The organism is Oceanobacillus longus, from assembly GCF_042650085.1.
Classification (GTDB): domain Bacteria; phylum Bacillota; class Bacilli; order Bacillales; family Amphibacillaceae; genus Oceanobacillus; species Oceanobacillus longus.
The window spans coordinates 128,937-144,176 of sequence record NZ_JBHSAO010000011.1 but is presented as its reverse complement, the minus strand read 5'-3'; the positions used below and the strand labels follow the sequence as shown (position 1 = coordinate 144,176).

Below are 15,240 nucleotides of genomic sequence, written 5' to 3'. Positions count from 1 at the left end.
AGGTAAATTTTCTGTATTCTTTTTGTTAAGATAATTTACATATATTTCTATAGGCAGTTATGCTGAGAAAAGACTTCTTTTCATTAATGAAGAAATATATATTTCCACTAAATTATGCCTTCAACAGTATGTCGATATTTCCCAGGAAATGATACATATTTTCGATAATTGTATGAATTTGTTGAAGACTGATTGCTACTCAATTTAAAAGAAACTTCGGATTCATAACGAAACTCTCTTTTGTTATTTCATTTTCTCCGGCAATGCATGAATTGATTCAATCAATTGGTTCAGTTTTCCCTCAATACGATGAAGCAAGTAAAATGTTACCGCAATTGGGAAGCCGACTTCCGTAATGAATGCTATCCAGGTTTCCATGTGAATTACCTCCTAATTTATTTGTCTTTGCATATACTTATGTAGGGACATTAAGAAATCCTTTGGTAGCATGTCTGCTACTGCCATGTGTTCACCTCCCTTTCACAACTACAATCGAAATGAAATTGTATGAGGGGGTGTGTAGTTTGACGATTTTTTAAATAATTCTTGCCGTTATAGTATAATCAATATTGATTATAGTTGAAAAGAGGTCTAGATAATCGTCGTTTAAAATAGGCATTTATAAACAACTGGATTCCAAGGTAAGGAACAAAAAAGGAAGCAAGAGAACCGTCCCCATGCTTCCTTTCATATTCTTTCCTTTTCTAATTCACCTTTAATACCGCCATGATACCTATTTATACTACTAAAGAACCTACCATAAGACGCATTCATATATTTATCCTCTAAGAGCCCGTCATAATTGGGAGTAAAATATCTAACACTATTTCTGCTGTCTGTGATATCTTTTTGCTCAGCTATTTGAATATTTATTTTAACAAGACAAACTAGAAATTCTTGATAGATAAAATAACGTTGCAGGTAGGTATTCCCTTCACGAGGGAGAATATCTCGAATTAACAGATTCATTTTCTTTCTAGCATTAATCGCTTCATTCATAACTTCATCCCAATCCACATGATACTCTTCAGCAAAAAGTAACGTTGAGAAATAAAGTGTCCTTGCTTCATTATACTTAATAAAGCCTTCCCACATTATATCTTCCTTGCAACACTCAGATGCATCCCGGAAGTATCGAAGTGACTGCTTCAGGTATATGGATATTAGTTCAAAATCATCACTGCTCAACTTATGTAGTCTATCTTTTAATTGCTTTAAAGACTCTATTTCTAATAGATCCTTATTCTCCATTTCAAGTTTTTTACGGAGTAATTGCATAGCCTTTTTATTATAGTACAGACCCAGATAGTTGTAATAAACCGTTTGAGTTACAGCATTTTTTAACATCGTACCCCGAACCTCTAGCAACGAAGAAGAAATATCAAAATCATTAGAACTGATTAATTTCTGATACTTTATCACGCTTTTAATTAATTTCACTGTTTCATCGAATAGAGTAAGATTTCCAGTGCTGATAGCCAATAATGTGTCCCTTCTTCTCTCAATTAAGATAAATAATTTATCCATTCGGGCTATATATTTTTTTCTAACTTCATCCGAATTGAATAGTGCAGGGAATACAATAATTAAGTCAATAAAGTGTTGAAGGTTGTTAGCAAATTCAATAGCTGTTTTGGATTTTTTTGAAAACCTCTTCTCCAAGTCAAGAAATATAGCTTCTCCCACGTCCTCTAAATCGGACATTGTATACTCTCTCAATAATGCTGGTATAGAGGTTGTGTAATTTTCATTTTCCAGTACGTTCCCTGTCATCTGCGTAACTCGATTAACACTATCAATTGATATATACGTCTTCATAGCAATAATAAAAGCAATAAATGAAATTACAAGAGACATGGTAGTGACACCAAAATTTACTAAGTCGGCAAGTGTTTCAATTGGATGAACAATTATTGATATAATAATTGTTGCCGCAAATACGCATAGTATAAACAAGTACATTGAGAATAATTTTGACTTTGGCATTGAAAAAACCTTCTTCCTTTTCTACCGATACTAATCAAATTATATCAAAAGTTTAAAGGTTAGCTAGACTAAATTTTTATCAAATTACATTCATCATGGTATTGCAATTAGAATTCTCTTTTGTGAATTCCTAAATCCCTAGAAACTTCAACCAAAGTAGATCATTTCTACATTCCGTCACCTAGCTTCCCTATCAAAACAGACCAGAGGCAATGCCACTGGTCACATTCTGAAATTCTCCATTTTAGTAATCGTGCTCTCACCTTATCGCTCCACAACTCTAATTAGCCTAAATCAATATCTTCCACAATACGTTCTACTAAGCGTGCACTCTTCTTAGCAACGAGGTCACCGCCAGTGGATGTGAAGGCATTCTGTGCAATGATCTCATCCATCGCTGCATGTACGGAAGCTATATTGACTGGTTCCACCGGCTTATCCAGTGAATACGTTACAATTTTCCCATCCTGATTCGTAAACTTCATTTCGAGTTTTTTCATTAACTACTACTCCTTTCTCAATTTATAATTTCAAATGACTAACTACCCTTCCCGAATATCTGAGGTGTCCCTACGGTTAATTTCGTATAATGGACGCTCCTGGAGTTCTGCTACAGCTGTTGCGATTGCATATAATTGATCTGCTGTTGCATCTGGTTTTACATTGTTAAAGCTTTTGTACTTGATGATTGGCAAACCGGAGTCAGAATCAATTCCATCTGTAAGCACTAACTGCAATGTGGATTTTGTCATATCTGCTACTGCCATGTGTCTCACCTCCCTTTCATAACTACAATCGAAGCGGAGATTGGATTAGGGGGTGCGGAGTCAGAAACTTTTCCAGAAAATTTTTGCCCCTTTTGTGAGATATTTTTCGATTGTAATTATAAGAAGTCTTCTATAAGAAGATTTCCTCTTTAATAGCCAGAAAAAATGGAAGCAAAAGAACCGTCCCCGTGCTTCCTTAGATAAATTATTACAAATTTCTTCATTTAGCTACACATGGAACCTTTTTATAGGTAAAATGGTATTACATTAGTCGTGAGGAGTTAGTTCTATGAACACGGATAAACCAAAAAGATATACGAAGAGGAAAAAAATATTAGTTTCTGTTTTCATTCTGTTCCTTCTTTTAGTTGGTTCAGGAATTGGTTATGCCGGTTATCTCTATAATAAAACATCATCTATTGTTACGGAGTCCCATGAGGACGTTGGTAGAGAAAATGAATCCTCTCCATTGCGAGATGGCAAGGTTGATCCAGTCGAAGATAATGTATCTGTATTATTTATAGGTGTCGATGATAGTGAATTTCGCGATAGTGAGAACAGTCGCTCCGATGCCTTAATTCTAGCTACGTTTAATAAGAATAAAGGCTCTGTAAAATTGCTGAGTATTCCTCGTGATTCCTTTGTTTTTATACCTCCATTAAATTATTCAACTAAGATTAACCATGCTCATGCACATGGCGGCCCTCGGGCGACCATCGAAACAATCGAGAACTTTTTACATGTACCCGTCGATTATTATGTGCGAATGAATTTTAATGCATTTGTTGAAGTTGTAGATGCGCTCGATGGAATCTGGTTCGATGTGCCCTATGAAATGGAAGAATCAGATTCAAATGACAAACGAGATGCCATCCATTTGAACCCCGGTTACCAGTTGTTGGATGGAGAGGGTGCATTAGCATTAGCTCGCACTCGAAAATATGATAGCGACGTGGAGAGGGGAAAAAGGCAACAAGAAATTCTGAAAGAAATAGCAAATAAAGCAACCTCTGCATCTTCTCTCTTTAAACTAGAAGATGTACTTACTGCAGTCGGATCAAATATGCGAACGAATTTAACATTAGCTGAGATTAGAGGATTCCTCTCCTATGGCTTAAATGAAAAGGTTCAAATTGAAAATATTAATTTGGATGGCAATGGTGGTTATATGGAAAATGGTGGCTGGTATTACCAGGTTGAGGAAGAAAGTAGAATCCAGATCCAGAATGAACTTCGGAATCATTTGGAGGTAGAACTACTAGAAGAATCTAATAATGTTGCTGATGACCCAAGTTATTATTAATCACATTCTTTCTTAATCATAATTTCACTATCTCATCCAAGTTAGCTTCATATCTAACATCATCGTATATATGGTAATATTAAAGTAAATAATTACGGCTATTACTGGAGGAGAATACCATTAAAACAATCATCACATATGGCACATTTGATTTAATTCATGCAGGTCATATACAAATATTACGTCGCGCCAAGGAAATGGGAGACTATTTAATTGTTGGTATTTCTACAGATGAATTTAATAAATTAAAGCATAAAGAAGCATTTTATTCATTCGAGGATCGTAAATTGATTTTGGAATCCATTCGCTATGTCGATCAGGTTATACCCGAATACTCCTGGGAACAGAAAATTGAAGATATCAAGAAATACAACGCTGATATGTTTGTAATGGGTGATGATTGGAAGGGAAAGTTCGATTTTTTGAAGGATTACTGTGAAGTTGTTTACTTATCACGTACAGAAGGAATTTCAACTAGCTTAATAAAGAGAAATTTTTCTAATAGAGACGAGTAATAAATAATGTGAATCCTTTTTGATTGTCATACGTCTAATATATAAGTAAGACCCGCTTAATAACTTTGTAATAAAAATTTGATTTACGAATGATGTATTTCATAGTACAATGTAGTATAGCTTGTCAACTGAAAAGCCTTAAATTTACCTTTTCCCATCTAAAGGAGATATAAAAATGAGTAATCATAAAACTACGCAAACTCGGGTCGTCAAGAGACGCAAACGAAAAGTGCGTAAAAGAGTTTATCTTATCTTAATCCCAATTGCAGTTGCGTTTCTAAGTATACTAGGTTATGGAGCTTACTTGTATACAAAAGCAGATACCGTGTTGTCTGAATCCTATGAAGATGGCGGAAGAGAGAAATCTCCACTTAGAGATGCAGAAGTAGATCCTTCAATAGACAATGTTTCGGTATTAATTATTGGAGTAGATGAAAACAAGCATCGAGATAATGGTAGTAATGCAAGGTCAGATGCTCTTATGTTGGCAACATTCAATAAAGACGAAAAAACTGTCAACTTAGTTAGTATTCCGCGGGATTCATATGTTCACATTCCTGAAGTAGGATATGAAGATAAAATAACCCATGCACATGCATATGGCGGACCAAAAGCTACCATTGACACGGTAGAAAATCTACTCGATATACCAGTAGATTACTATGTAAAACTTAACTTTCATGCATTTGTAGATGTCGTAGATGCTTTAAATGGAATCACTGTAGATGTCCCATATGAATTCAAGGAATCAAATTCGATGGATCAACGTGATGCGATTCACTTATATGCTGGTGAGCAGGAAGTAGATGGAGAGGAAGCACTTGCATTGGCACGTACTAGGAAACTAGATAATGATATTCAGCGAGGAAAAAGACAGATGGATATTATAAAATCCGTAGCAAAGAAAGCTGCTTCTGTAAATTCTATTTTAAACTATGATGATATTCTCACCGCAGTTGGAGATAATATGACAACGAACATGACGTTTAGTGATATGAAAACATTCATATCATATGGAACTAGTGGACTGGATATTGAATCTTATACTCTAGAAGGCTATGATTATCAACCTGCAGGAACCTATTATTGGCAATTAGATGAAGTAGCACTTAATGATACGAAAATATTGTTAAAAGATCATCTTGAGATTACTAATCCGATAGTTAATACTGGCGGCCAAAACGCAGTTGAAGACGACTCAACAAATCCATATTAACAAAAAAGCTGCTAACCAATTTAATTAGGTTAGCAGCTTTTTTTTCATTTCATCATTTTATCTTTATTGGTTCCTAGTAGCCATCTGAATCCAGATAATAATGGTTGTCTATTATAAAGCGTAATTCCTGCCAATTCGGCTATTAATTGAATTCCTAGTATAATGACACCTAAAATAGCTAAAGATGTTAATAAGGTTACACTGTTAAAGATGATGGCCATAATACCGAAAAAGAGACTAAAGGCATATATAATAAGCACGGATGCCCGATGCGAGTATCCCATATCCATTAAACGGTAATGAATATGCTTTTTATCAGCGGTAGCTATCCCCTGATGATTTGCTGCCCGGCGTATAATGGCAAGGAGCGTATCGAAAACAGGAATCGCTAATACAATAACAGGGATAATAAAACTAAAGAAAGCTACATTTTTAAACAGACCTAACATCGATACAACTGCAATGGAGTAACCTAAAAATAGCGCCCCTGTATCTCCCATAAAGATTTTTGAAGGATGAAAGTTGTGGAACAGAAATCCAACTGAGCTTCCAATTAAAATAATACATAAACCTACTACCACTACCCGATAATCCATGACCGCCATTACTAGAATACTAGAAAGCGCGATTACTGAAACACCAGCAGCCAGTCCGTCCAATCCATCTATCAGATTAATTGCATTAGTCGCTGCTAGAATCCAAAATATGGTAAGCGCAATTCCAACAAAATCATCCAAATATACAGTTCCCATAAATGGTATCGTTAGTTTCTCGATCACCAAACCAGATGAAACAACGACAATTGCAGCAGCAATTTGTCCAAAAAGTTTGTACAACGCCCTTATTTCAAACATATCATCGATGAGGCCCGTAATTAGTATAATAAGCGCCCCTAGAATGATTGCATTCATTTCTGGAGATACAGGCTGTAAATAGATGAATCCCGCAGCAGCACCTATAAATATAGCAAGTCCACCCATGCTAGGTTTTGCTTGTTTGTGCATTTTTCTGTTATTGTCGGGTTTGTCAACGATATTAAATTTAAATGATAGTTTTATTATTAAAGGTGTGACAAGTAATGCTGTCCCGCAGGAAATTAGAAATGCTATTAGCAATTCGCTTATGTTCCACATAAGTGTGCACCTACTTAGTAGTTTTATATATTCATATATATTCTACCATAAAATATTAAAAAGTGCTCCTCGCCATTTAGTATTAAAAAAGTAATTGCTAGCCTCTATTCTACTCTAGCATTTGGTCACTCAATATGTTCCAGTTTTACGAAACAAAAACTCTGAGACCATATTAACGGATTCAATCTAAACAACTTGTTATAAAGCCTTGCAATTAAAGCAGTTATGATTCATTTTGGAACATCTAATAAAATAAGTGATATCACAATACTAATGATCGGACCCTAATAGTTTATAAACATCAAGTACCAACGCATTAAAAGAAGATGTTATCAATTTTATTCCTAGACCAACGTGGACGCATGCACAAAAAAAAGCATCTAATCTATCAATCATGAGATTAGATGCTTTTTTATTTCAATTTATTTATATACCGGAATATCCAAATAAAAAGCGGTAATCCCTATTTCTTGGTATAAATTATACATATTTCTTGTCTGCTTCGAGGCCCAGCCAATATCCGTTGCATATTGATGACTCGCTCTATTATTCAGTGCCATCGCTGCTGGATTCCAACGCATTTTGTATAATGTATTCTGTCCCGCTTTTACATAATTATTGCCTATGAATCCGGCTCCGCCAATTATTGCATCCCTTGGAGAGAACCATCCTTCTTCATATGCGCGTATTGCTCCGTTTCGAAGAGCTACTCCATCATTAGCCCCTATTCCAAACATATTGTATGTGGTTTTAATATCTGTTAAGCTGCTTCTGTTACTAGATGTGACAAGGACTAGGTTACCATTTTTATCCTTACCAACTTCCACACCATTAGCTAATTCAGATTGTCCATGACCCGTTTCCAATAGCGCATGGGATAGTAAGTAAATATCATTTACACCATGCAGAAGACTAGCTTCAATGAACGTTTGTCCATGTCCTCTAAGAATTCCTTTGCCTTGAAGGTATTCATTCAGCAATATTTCTGAAGCACTGCTCACTCTTGAAAGATTAAGGAATTGAAATCTTTGTTGAGCTTCATCCAAGAAGTTTGTTGGATCTAAGTAGTACAAGACATCATCTTTACTAGCATTAACAAATTCTGAACTTCTAAATTCAATTCGATACCAGTCATTTACTTCTTCTAATATATTTACATTTGTTCCTTCACTAAGCTGTCCTATTACCTTATAAGCTGTCCCGGCACCTGTTCTTACATTTAAAACACCTGCAGTGACCTTATTATTTTCGATATATGCTTTAGAAACATATGCATAATGCTTGTCTGTTTGAGGTGGCGGATTTGTCAACTGAAGTTGAAGTTGTGCTGCTTGTTCAAGTGATAAGTCATAACTTGTGTAATCAATTCCCTTAAGCGCACTAGCTATTCTGGATAACGTTATCTCATCTGCTATTCCGCTGACAGGAAGACCGTAATGTTCTTGAAATGTTCTTACTGCTTCTTCGGTTATGCTACCAAAGAAGTTTGTTGGACTCCAATTACCAAAACCTAGTTCAATTAATTGTTCTTGAAGAACCCGAATCTCGTCACTAGTTTTCCCATATTGATATGGACTGTTTAAAACTTCTTCTAGCTTCTCCTGTGTTCTCGTGTCGAAGATTCCATTTACATTTAAATTAAAATACGCTTGAAATTCTTTGACTGCATTCTCAGTTGTAGGTCCATAATAAGTAGTTGGACTCCAACTTCCGAAACCTAGACGTATTAAGTTCTGCTGAAGTTCTTTCACCGCATCGGAACGCATTTCTTTCTGCAGTGTTTCTTCTGTTTCATGTATAATTCTAGCTTGCGTTCTTGTATCAAGTACCCCCGTAACTTTTAGACCAGAGTAGTACTCTTGAAATGATAGAACTGCTCTCTCAGTCGTAGGTCCAAAGCGGACGGTCGGATCCCAATTCCCAAACCCTAACTTAATTAAACGGTTTTGAAGATCGACAATTTCTTCATCCCGATCATTGTAAAAGTAAGATTCCTGTAATTCGGACTCTAGCTTTTTCGCTGTATTCTGATCTACAATTCCAGTATCCTGCAGCCCGTGATACGCTTGAAATTCTCTAGTTGCATTTGTCGTCTGTGTACAGAAACAATCTGTAGCATTTGTCCATGTTGCAAAACCTAGGCGCATCAGTTTTTCCTGATAGGTTTTTACATCTGGCCTCTTTAAACCTGGGCCAAGAGGTAAATTTCCAACTTCCTCAAGCTTCTCCTTCGTTCTCTTGTCATAGATTCCATTTACGTTTAAACCATAATATTTCTGGAAATCTTTGACTGCACGTTCGGTTGTAGAACCATAGTAGGTTGTTGGATCCCAGTTTCCGAATCCTAGACGTATTAACTCCTGTTGAAGTTCTTTCACTGCATCTGAACGCATACCTTTTTGCAGTAATCCTTCTGTTTCAAGTCTTAATTTTGCTTGCGTTTTTGAGTCTAGCACTCCAGTAACCTTTAAATCAGAGTAAGCCTCTTGGAGTGCTAAAACTGCTCTCTCAGTGGTTGGTCCAAAGCGGACAGTCGGATCCCAATTTCCAAATCCTAAAATGATTAATCGGTTTTGGAGATCTACAATTTCCGAATCCCGATCACCGTAAAAGTAAGTTTCTTTTAATTCAGACTCTAGCTTTCTCTTGGTATTTTCATCGAAAGTCCCGTTCACAGACAGACCATGATACTCCTGGAATTCCTTGAGTGCACCTTCTGTCGTAGAACCAAAATAAGTTGTTGGATTCCAGTTTCCGAATCCTAGGCGGATTAAATCCTCTTGAAGTTCTTTCACTTCATCAGAACGCAAACCCTTTTTCAGTACTTCTGTTTCCTGTTTCAGTTTTGCTTGTGTCTTTGTATCAAGCACCCCAGTAACTTTTAAATCGGAGTAAGTTTCTTGAAATGCTAGAACAGCACTCTCTGTGGTTGGACCGAATCGGACGGTCGGATTCCATTTTCCATAACCTAACATGATTAAACGGTTTTGAAGTTCTAAGATTTCTGTACTCCTGTTACCGTAAAAGTAGGTATTCTGTAATTCGGACTCTAGCTTTTCCTGCGTATTGGTATCATAGATTCCATTTACAGTTAAACCATGATAGCTTTGGAAGTCTTCAACCGCACCTTCAGTTGTAGAACCGAAATAGGTAGTTGTTTTCCAATTTCCAAATCCTAGGCGTATTAAAATTTCTTGAAGTTCCTTAACTGCATTTGAACGCATACCTTTTTGTAGTGTGTTTTCCGTTTCTGCCATAAACACAAAAGCTGTAGTTGCTCTTGCTTCTTGTACAGCTGCTTCTGAAGTTTCTACTGATTCTTCCTGCTCAGCTAATTCGGAAGTTTCTACTGATTCTTCCTGCTCGGCTAATTCGGAAGTTTCTACTGATTCTTCCTGTTCAGTTAATTCGGAAGTCTCTACTGATTCTTCCTGTTCCTTCGGCTTTGTTTCTTCCACGACGTCTGTTTGTTCTGTCTTCTCTGTTTCTACTTTAATTTTAGCCTGAGTTTTTGTATCAAGTACCCCAGTGACTTTTAAATCAGAATGGTATTCCTGAAATGCAAGAACTGCTTCCTCTGTGGAAGATTCAAATTCATCAGACGGGACCCATTCTCCAAACCCTAAGGTCATTAGATCTTGTTGGATTTCTACCATTTCTACATCCTGGTCACCATAAAAATAGGATCCTTGTAATTCGGACTCTAGTTTTTTCGCTGTATCCTCATCTACAATTCCGGTATCTACTAATCCATGATACTTTTGAAATTGTTTGATAGCAGATTGTAGATCTTCCTCAATAACATCATCAGGATTTCCATGATAGAACCCTAGCTTATGTAAATCCTCCTTAACTATCAATACGTTTTCCGGCGCTTCTACTGGTTCATTCGAAGGCTCAGCATTCATAGCTCCAACTGGTATTATTAAAAACAATAGAAAAAACAGCACTACCTTTGCATATTTCCCCATTTTTCATCTCCTTAGTTTATTATTTCTTTCCTATTACATTATCGGACAAAAATCATCATGTTTCAAGGTTATGTGCCAAAAAAATCCATTCTTTTCGTTAAATTACTGTAAAAGTTTTGTTTAGAAATGAAAAATTAGCCGTACCACCTTTTGAAAGTGATACGGCTAATGTAGTATTATATTATTTATTTTCTCTTTAAATTAAATGAATGCGCTATTGCATCCGCAGTATACTGTGCAAGTGTTGTTCGGTAACTAGCACTTTTTAATAGATTATTTTCTATAATATTATCTATAAACATATACTCTAATAATATAGCAGGCATATCAGTTTCTAATAATACAACGAAGCCAGCACTTTTCATCCCTCTATCATTTACATTAATTCTGTTAATAAGGTAATTATGAATATCTCGCTGTCTTTGTTTTGTTTCATTGGATACACTTCCATTGGAAATAAAAGTTTCAAAACCATTTGCACTTCCGTTAAAGGCATTAGCATGGAAGCTCACAAAGTAATCTGCACCCCATTCATTTGCCATTTCCGCTCTTTCGCTTAATGAAACAACTTTGTCAGTCGTTCTTGATAATTTAACTTCTACTCCGCGATAGTTGGCTGTTAATATATTTCTCGTTTTCAATACTATATCTAGCACTACCGTCTTTTCTTGAAGTAAATACGCAGTTGCACCCGGCTGGGAACCGCCATGGCCTGGATCCAGAAAAATCTTTACTACCTTATTTTTGACTGCTTTTTCGATTTCTCTTAACGTAATCTCATCTGCTATTCCACTGACAGGAAGGCCAGATAGTTTTTGAAATGCTTTAACTGCACGTTCGGTTTGACTGCCAAAAAATGTTGTCGGGTTCCAATTTCCAAAATCAAGCTCAATTAATTGTTCCTGAAGAACCCGAATATTACTGCTTCTATTTCCATACTGATAAGGACTATTTAAAACTTCCTCTAGCTTTTCTTCTGTTCTAGTATCATAAATTCCATTTACATTTAAACCGTAATGCATTTGGAATCGTTCTACTGCACCTTCAGTCGTAGATCCATAATAAGCAGTTGGATTCCAACTTCCTAATCCTAGGTGTATTAACTTCTCTTGCAGTTCTTTAACCGCATTTGAACGGACACCTTTGTGTAAAACATTTTCTGTTTCAAACTTTATTCTTTCTTGCGTTTTTGTATCAAGTACTCCAGTAACCTTTAAACCGGAATAGTACTTTTGAAATGCAATAACTGCTCTCTCAGTCGTAGGCCCAAACCGAACAGTAGAATTCCAATTTCCGAACCCTAACGCAATTAAACTGTTTTGAAGCTCAACGATTTCCGCATCCCGATCATCGTAAAAATAGGAATCTCGTAACTCGGACTCTAGCTTTTTCTCTGTATTTTCATCTACAATTCCAGTAACCGGCAGTCCGTGGTATTTCTGAAATTCTTTAGTCGCTTTTTCCGTTTTTGCGCAAAAGCACTCTGTCGCATTTGTCCAGGTAGCAAAGCCCAGCTGCATCAATGTTTCCTGATACCCTTTAACATCCGGCCTCTTGAGACCCGAACCTAAAGGTAAACTTCCAATTTCCTCTAATCTGTCTTGCGTTATCCTATTGAAGATTCCATTTACGTTTAAGCCATAATATTTTTGAAATGCTTTAACAGCCTTTTCGGTTGTAGAACCAAAGTAAGTTGTTGGGTTCCAATTTCCAAAACCTAAACGAATCAACTCCTGTTGAAGTTCTTTCACCGCATCTGAACGTACACCTTTATGTAGTAAGTCTTCTGTTTCTTGATTCAATTTTGCTTGTGTTTTTGTATCTATTACTCCGGTGACCTTTAAGTCTGCGTGATACTTTTGAAACGTTAGGATTGCTCTCTCAGTAGTTGGTCCAAACCGAACAGTCGGATCCCAATTTCCAAAGCCCACCATGATTAAACGGTTTTGAATTTCGATGATTTCATTGTCTCTATTACCGTAAAAATAGGAGTCTTGTAATTCGGACTCTAGTTTGTTCTCTGTGGATTCATCGAAAGTTCCGGTCACAGACAGTCCGTGATACTCCTGGAAGTCCTTGAGTGCACCTTCTGTGGTGGAGCCAAAATAGGTTGTTGGATTCCAGTTTCCGAATCCTAGACGAATTAAATTCTCTTGGAGTTCTTTCACTTCATGAGAGCGCAAACCCTTTTTCAGTACTTCTGTTTCCAGTTTCAATTTAGCCTGTGTTTTTGTGTCAAGCACTCCAGTAACTTCAAAATCGGAGTAAGATTCTTGAAATGCGAGAACAGCATTTTCTGTGGTCGGACCGAATCGGACGGTCGGATTCCAATCTCCATAACCTAACATGATTAAACGGTTTTGGAGGTCTAGGATTTCCGTACTCCTGTTACCGTAAAAGTAGGTATTCTGTAATTCGAACTCTAGCTTTTCCTGCGTATTAATGTCATAGATTCCATTTACAGTTAAACCATGATAGCTTTGGAAGTCTTTAACTGCACCTTCAGTTGTTGATCCGAAATAGGTAGTTGTATCCCAATCTCCGAACCCTAGACGCACTAAGTTTTCTTGAAGCTCCTTAACTGCCTGGGAACGCATACCTCTTTGTAGTGTGTCTTCCGGTTCTGCCATTAACACAAAAGCTGCAGTTGCTCTTGCTTCTTGTACAGCTGCTCCTGAAGTTTCTACTGTTTCTTCCTGTTCTACCGCTTCTTCCTGTTCTGTGGAATCTTTAGTTGCAGCTGTTTCTTCCGCTTGTTCTACCGAGTCTGCAGCTGGTTCACCCTCTTCTTCAGGTTCTAATGGCGCTGCAGTCTCTGTTGTTTTTTCAATTTCTAACTTAATTTTTGATTTTGTTTTTGTATCGAGTACCCCAGTCACTATTAAATCTGTATAGTCCTCTTGAAATACGAGAACGGCTCTCTCTGTGGAAAGTTCAAATTCAGTAGACGGTTCCCACTCTCCATAACCTAACGTAATTAGAGTTTGTTGAAGTTCTAAAATTTCTGGATCGCTATCACCGAAAAAGTAAGATTCCTGTAATTCGTACTCAATCTTCTTCTCTGTTTCCTCATCTACCATTCCGGAAATCGATAACCCGTGATACGCTTGAAATTCTTTGATTGTAGATTGCAGTTCTTCCCCAAAAACATCGTCTATATTTCCATGATAGAACCCAAGCTTATGCAACTCTTCCTTTACCATTAATACATTCTTTTGAATTTCCGCCGGCTCATTCGAAGTTTCGGCATTTATACCATCAACTGGAATGGCAAGAAACAAAAGAAGCAATACTGTTGCATGTATATATTTTTTCATTTTCCGACTCCCTAATACTGTCTTTGTCTTTATTATTTCGTTTGATTACTCATCGCTAATTTAATCAAATGCTCTACTAAGGTGTCATAATCATATCCAAATACTTTGGCCGCATCTGGAAGGAGACTTGTTGGAGTCATACCTGGTAAGGTATTTACTTCTAGTAAGAAAGCACCTCTAGTTTCATCAACAATAAAGTCAACTCTAGAATAGTCCTTACAACCAATTAAACGATAAGCACGTACCGCATAATCTTTCATTTCTTGTTCCAGGGTTTCACTTATTTCTGCAGGACAAACGTGAAGACTTCCGCCTTTTGAATATTTAGATTCATAATCATAATACTCATTTTTCGGGATAATTTCTATGACTGGAAGCGCCACAGTTTCCCCATCTTTCTCAATAATAGAAACAGTAAACTCTCTGCCTTTGAGGTAATCTTCTACTAAGATTTCATTATCATAACGAAGTGCGGTACCAATTGCCTCTTCCAATTCTGATGAACCCTTTACCAGCGAAAAGCCAAAACTCGAACCTTCTCTATTTGGTTTGACGATCAAAGGGAAAGTAAAATCATGAACGATTCCACTTATCTTTTCAGTGATATTGTCATCACTTGAGATTTTTATACTTTTCGCAGTAGGTATACCAACTGTACTTACCACTTGTTTTGTAAGAAACTTATTCATAGCCAAACTTGAAGCTGATAAATCTGATCCTACATATGGTTTATTCAACAAGTGAATGAGTGCCTGGAGTTTTCCATCCTCTCCGTCCTTACCATGGAGTGCGATATAGATAGCATCCGTCTTATTTATTTCATCTACTAATTCTAAAATCCGCTCTCTGCTATAATCAAACAGCTCCGTGTTATATCCTTTTCTCTTTAAAGCGTCATGTACACCTTGTCCTGTCTTTAAAGATACTTCTCGCTCACTTGATTCTCCACCATATATTACTAATACTTTCATATGTCTAACCTACCTCTTGTGATTTAATAAACTTCAAATTTATTACCTGCTTGTTGTATAC

Annotated in this window: 11 protein-coding genes; 3 read left to right on the top strand and 8 right to left on the bottom strand. The window is 36.7% G+C overall.

What is annotated here, in order from left to right; genetic code table 11:
• Positions 1-243: 243 nt before the first annotated feature.
• From ACFOUV_RS14705 to ACFOUV_RS14690, 4 genes are all read right to left on the bottom strand, one after another.
• Positions 244-378: a YvrJ family protein gene (locus ACFOUV_RS14705; RefSeq protein ID WP_379497540.1), complete on the bottom strand. Its 135-nt coding sequence runs from the start codon at positions 376-378 to the stop codon at positions 244-246.
• Positions 379-687: 309 nt separating this feature from the next.
• On the bottom strand, positions 688-1,986 hold the full coding sequence (locus ACFOUV_RS14700) for a hypothetical protein (protein WP_379497539.1): 1,299 nt from the start codon (positions 1,984-1,986) through the stop codon (positions 688-690).
• A 284-nt stretch (positions 1,987-2,270) separates the two neighbouring features.
• Complete coding sequence (locus ACFOUV_RS14695; protein ID WP_379497538.1) at positions 2,271-2,486, bottom strand: DUF2922 domain-containing protein; 216 nt, start codon at positions 2,484-2,486, stop codon at positions 2,271-2,273.
• Between the two features lie 42 nt (positions 2,487-2,528).
• Positions 2,529-2,753 (bottom strand): DUF1659 domain-containing protein, encoded by a 225-nt coding sequence (locus ACFOUV_RS14690; protein ID WP_379497537.1) that lies wholly within the window; start codon positions 2,751-2,753, stop codon positions 2,529-2,531.
• Between the two features lie 289 nt (positions 2,754-3,042).
• Between ACFOUV_RS14690 and ACFOUV_RS14685 the strand changes: the two genes are divergently transcribed.
• The 3 genes from ACFOUV_RS14685 (at position 3,043) to ACFOUV_RS14675 (ending at position 5,787) form a co-directional block, all read left to right on the top strand.
• Positions 3,043-4,056: an LCP family protein gene (locus ACFOUV_RS14685; RefSeq protein ID WP_379497536.1), complete on the top strand. Its 1,014-nt coding sequence runs from the start codon at positions 3,043-3,045 to the stop codon at positions 4,054-4,056.
• 119 nt (positions 4,057-4,175) lie between these two features.
• Positions 4,176-4,571, top strand: coding sequence for a glycerol-3-phosphate cytidylyltransferase (gene tagD / locus ACFOUV_RS14680; protein WP_379497801.1), 396 nt, complete (start codon positions 4,176-4,178; stop codon positions 4,569-4,571).
• 175 nt (positions 4,572-4,746) lie between these two features.
• The gene (locus tag ACFOUV_RS14675) at positions 4,747-5,787 is read left to right on the top strand and encodes an LCP family protein (protein WP_379497535.1); all 1,041 of its coding nucleotides are present in this window, start codon (positions 4,747-4,749) and stop codon (positions 5,785-5,787) included.
• 44 nt (positions 5,788-5,831) lie between these two features.
• Here the strand turns inward: ACFOUV_RS14675 and ACFOUV_RS14670 are convergent, their stop codons facing one another.
• From ACFOUV_RS14670 to ACFOUV_RS14655, 4 genes are all read right to left on the bottom strand, one after another.
• Entirely contained in the window at positions 5,832-6,920 is a 1,089-nt protein-coding gene (locus ACFOUV_RS14670) for a glycosyltransferase family 4 protein (protein WP_379497534.1), read from the bottom strand.
• A 422-nt stretch (positions 6,921-7,342) separates the two neighbouring features.
• Positions 7,343-10,891 carry a peptidoglycan-binding protein gene (locus tag ACFOUV_RS14665; RefSeq protein WP_379497533.1) on the bottom strand — a complete coding sequence of 1,183 codons (3,549 nt, stop codon included), beginning with the start codon at positions 10,889-10,891 and terminating at the stop codon, positions 7,343-7,345.
• A gap of 185 nt (positions 10,892-11,076) precedes the next feature.
• Positions 11,077-14,208: a peptidoglycan-binding protein gene (locus tag ACFOUV_RS14660; protein WP_379497532.1), complete on the bottom strand. Its 3,132-nt coding sequence runs from the start codon at positions 14,206-14,208 to the stop codon at positions 11,077-11,079.
• A gap of 32 nt (positions 14,209-14,240) precedes the next feature.
• The gene (locus ACFOUV_RS14655) at positions 14,241-15,179 is read right to left on the bottom strand and encodes a D-alanine--D-alanine ligase family protein (RefSeq protein WP_379497531.1); all 939 of its coding nucleotides are present in this window, start codon (positions 15,177-15,179) and stop codon (positions 14,241-14,243) included.
• Positions 15,180-15,240 lie beyond the last annotated feature (61 nt).

What these genes read in the sequence shown, in the direction of transcription:
- ACFOUV_RS14660 (WP_379497532.1), bottom strand. Translation starts at nt 14,208, where the DNA reads ATGAAAAAATATATACATGCAACAGTATTGCTTCTTTTGTTTCTTGCC.
- ACFOUV_RS14675 (WP_379497535.1), top strand. Translation starts at nt 4,747, where the DNA reads ATGAGTAATCATAAAACTACGCAAACTCGGGTCGTCAAGAGACGCAAA.
- ACFOUV_RS14685 (WP_379497536.1), top strand. Translation starts at nt 3,043, where the DNA reads ATGAACACGGATAAACCAAAAAGATATACGAAGAGGAAAAAAATATTA.
- ACFOUV_RS14690 (WP_379497537.1), bottom strand. Translation starts at nt 2,753, where the DNA reads ATGGCAGTAGCAGATATGACAAAATCCACATTGCAGTTAGTGCTTACA.
- ACFOUV_RS14695 (WP_379497538.1), bottom strand. Translation starts at nt 2,486, where the DNA reads ATGAAAAAACTCGAAATGAAGTTTACGAATCAGGATGGGAAAATTGTA.
- ACFOUV_RS14705 (WP_379497540.1), bottom strand. Translation starts at nt 378, where the DNA reads ATGGAAACCTGGATAGCATTCATTACGGAAGTCGGCTTCCCAATTGCG.
- ACFOUV_RS14700 (WP_379497539.1), bottom strand. Translation starts at nt 1,986, where the DNA reads ATGCCAAAGTCAAAATTATTCTCAATGTACTTGTTTATACTATGCGTA.
- ACFOUV_RS14670 (WP_379497534.1), bottom strand. Translation starts at nt 6,920, where the DNA reads ATGTGGAACATAAGCGAATTGCTAATAGCATTTCTAATTTCCTGCGGG.
- ACFOUV_RS14665 (WP_379497533.1), bottom strand. Translation starts at nt 10,891, where the DNA reads ATGGGGAAATATGCAAAGGTAGTGCTGTTTTTTCTATTGTTTTTAATA.
- ACFOUV_RS14655 (WP_379497531.1), bottom strand. Translation starts at nt 15,179, where the DNA reads ATGAAAGTATTAGTAATATATGGTGGAGAATCAAGTGAGCGAGAAGTA.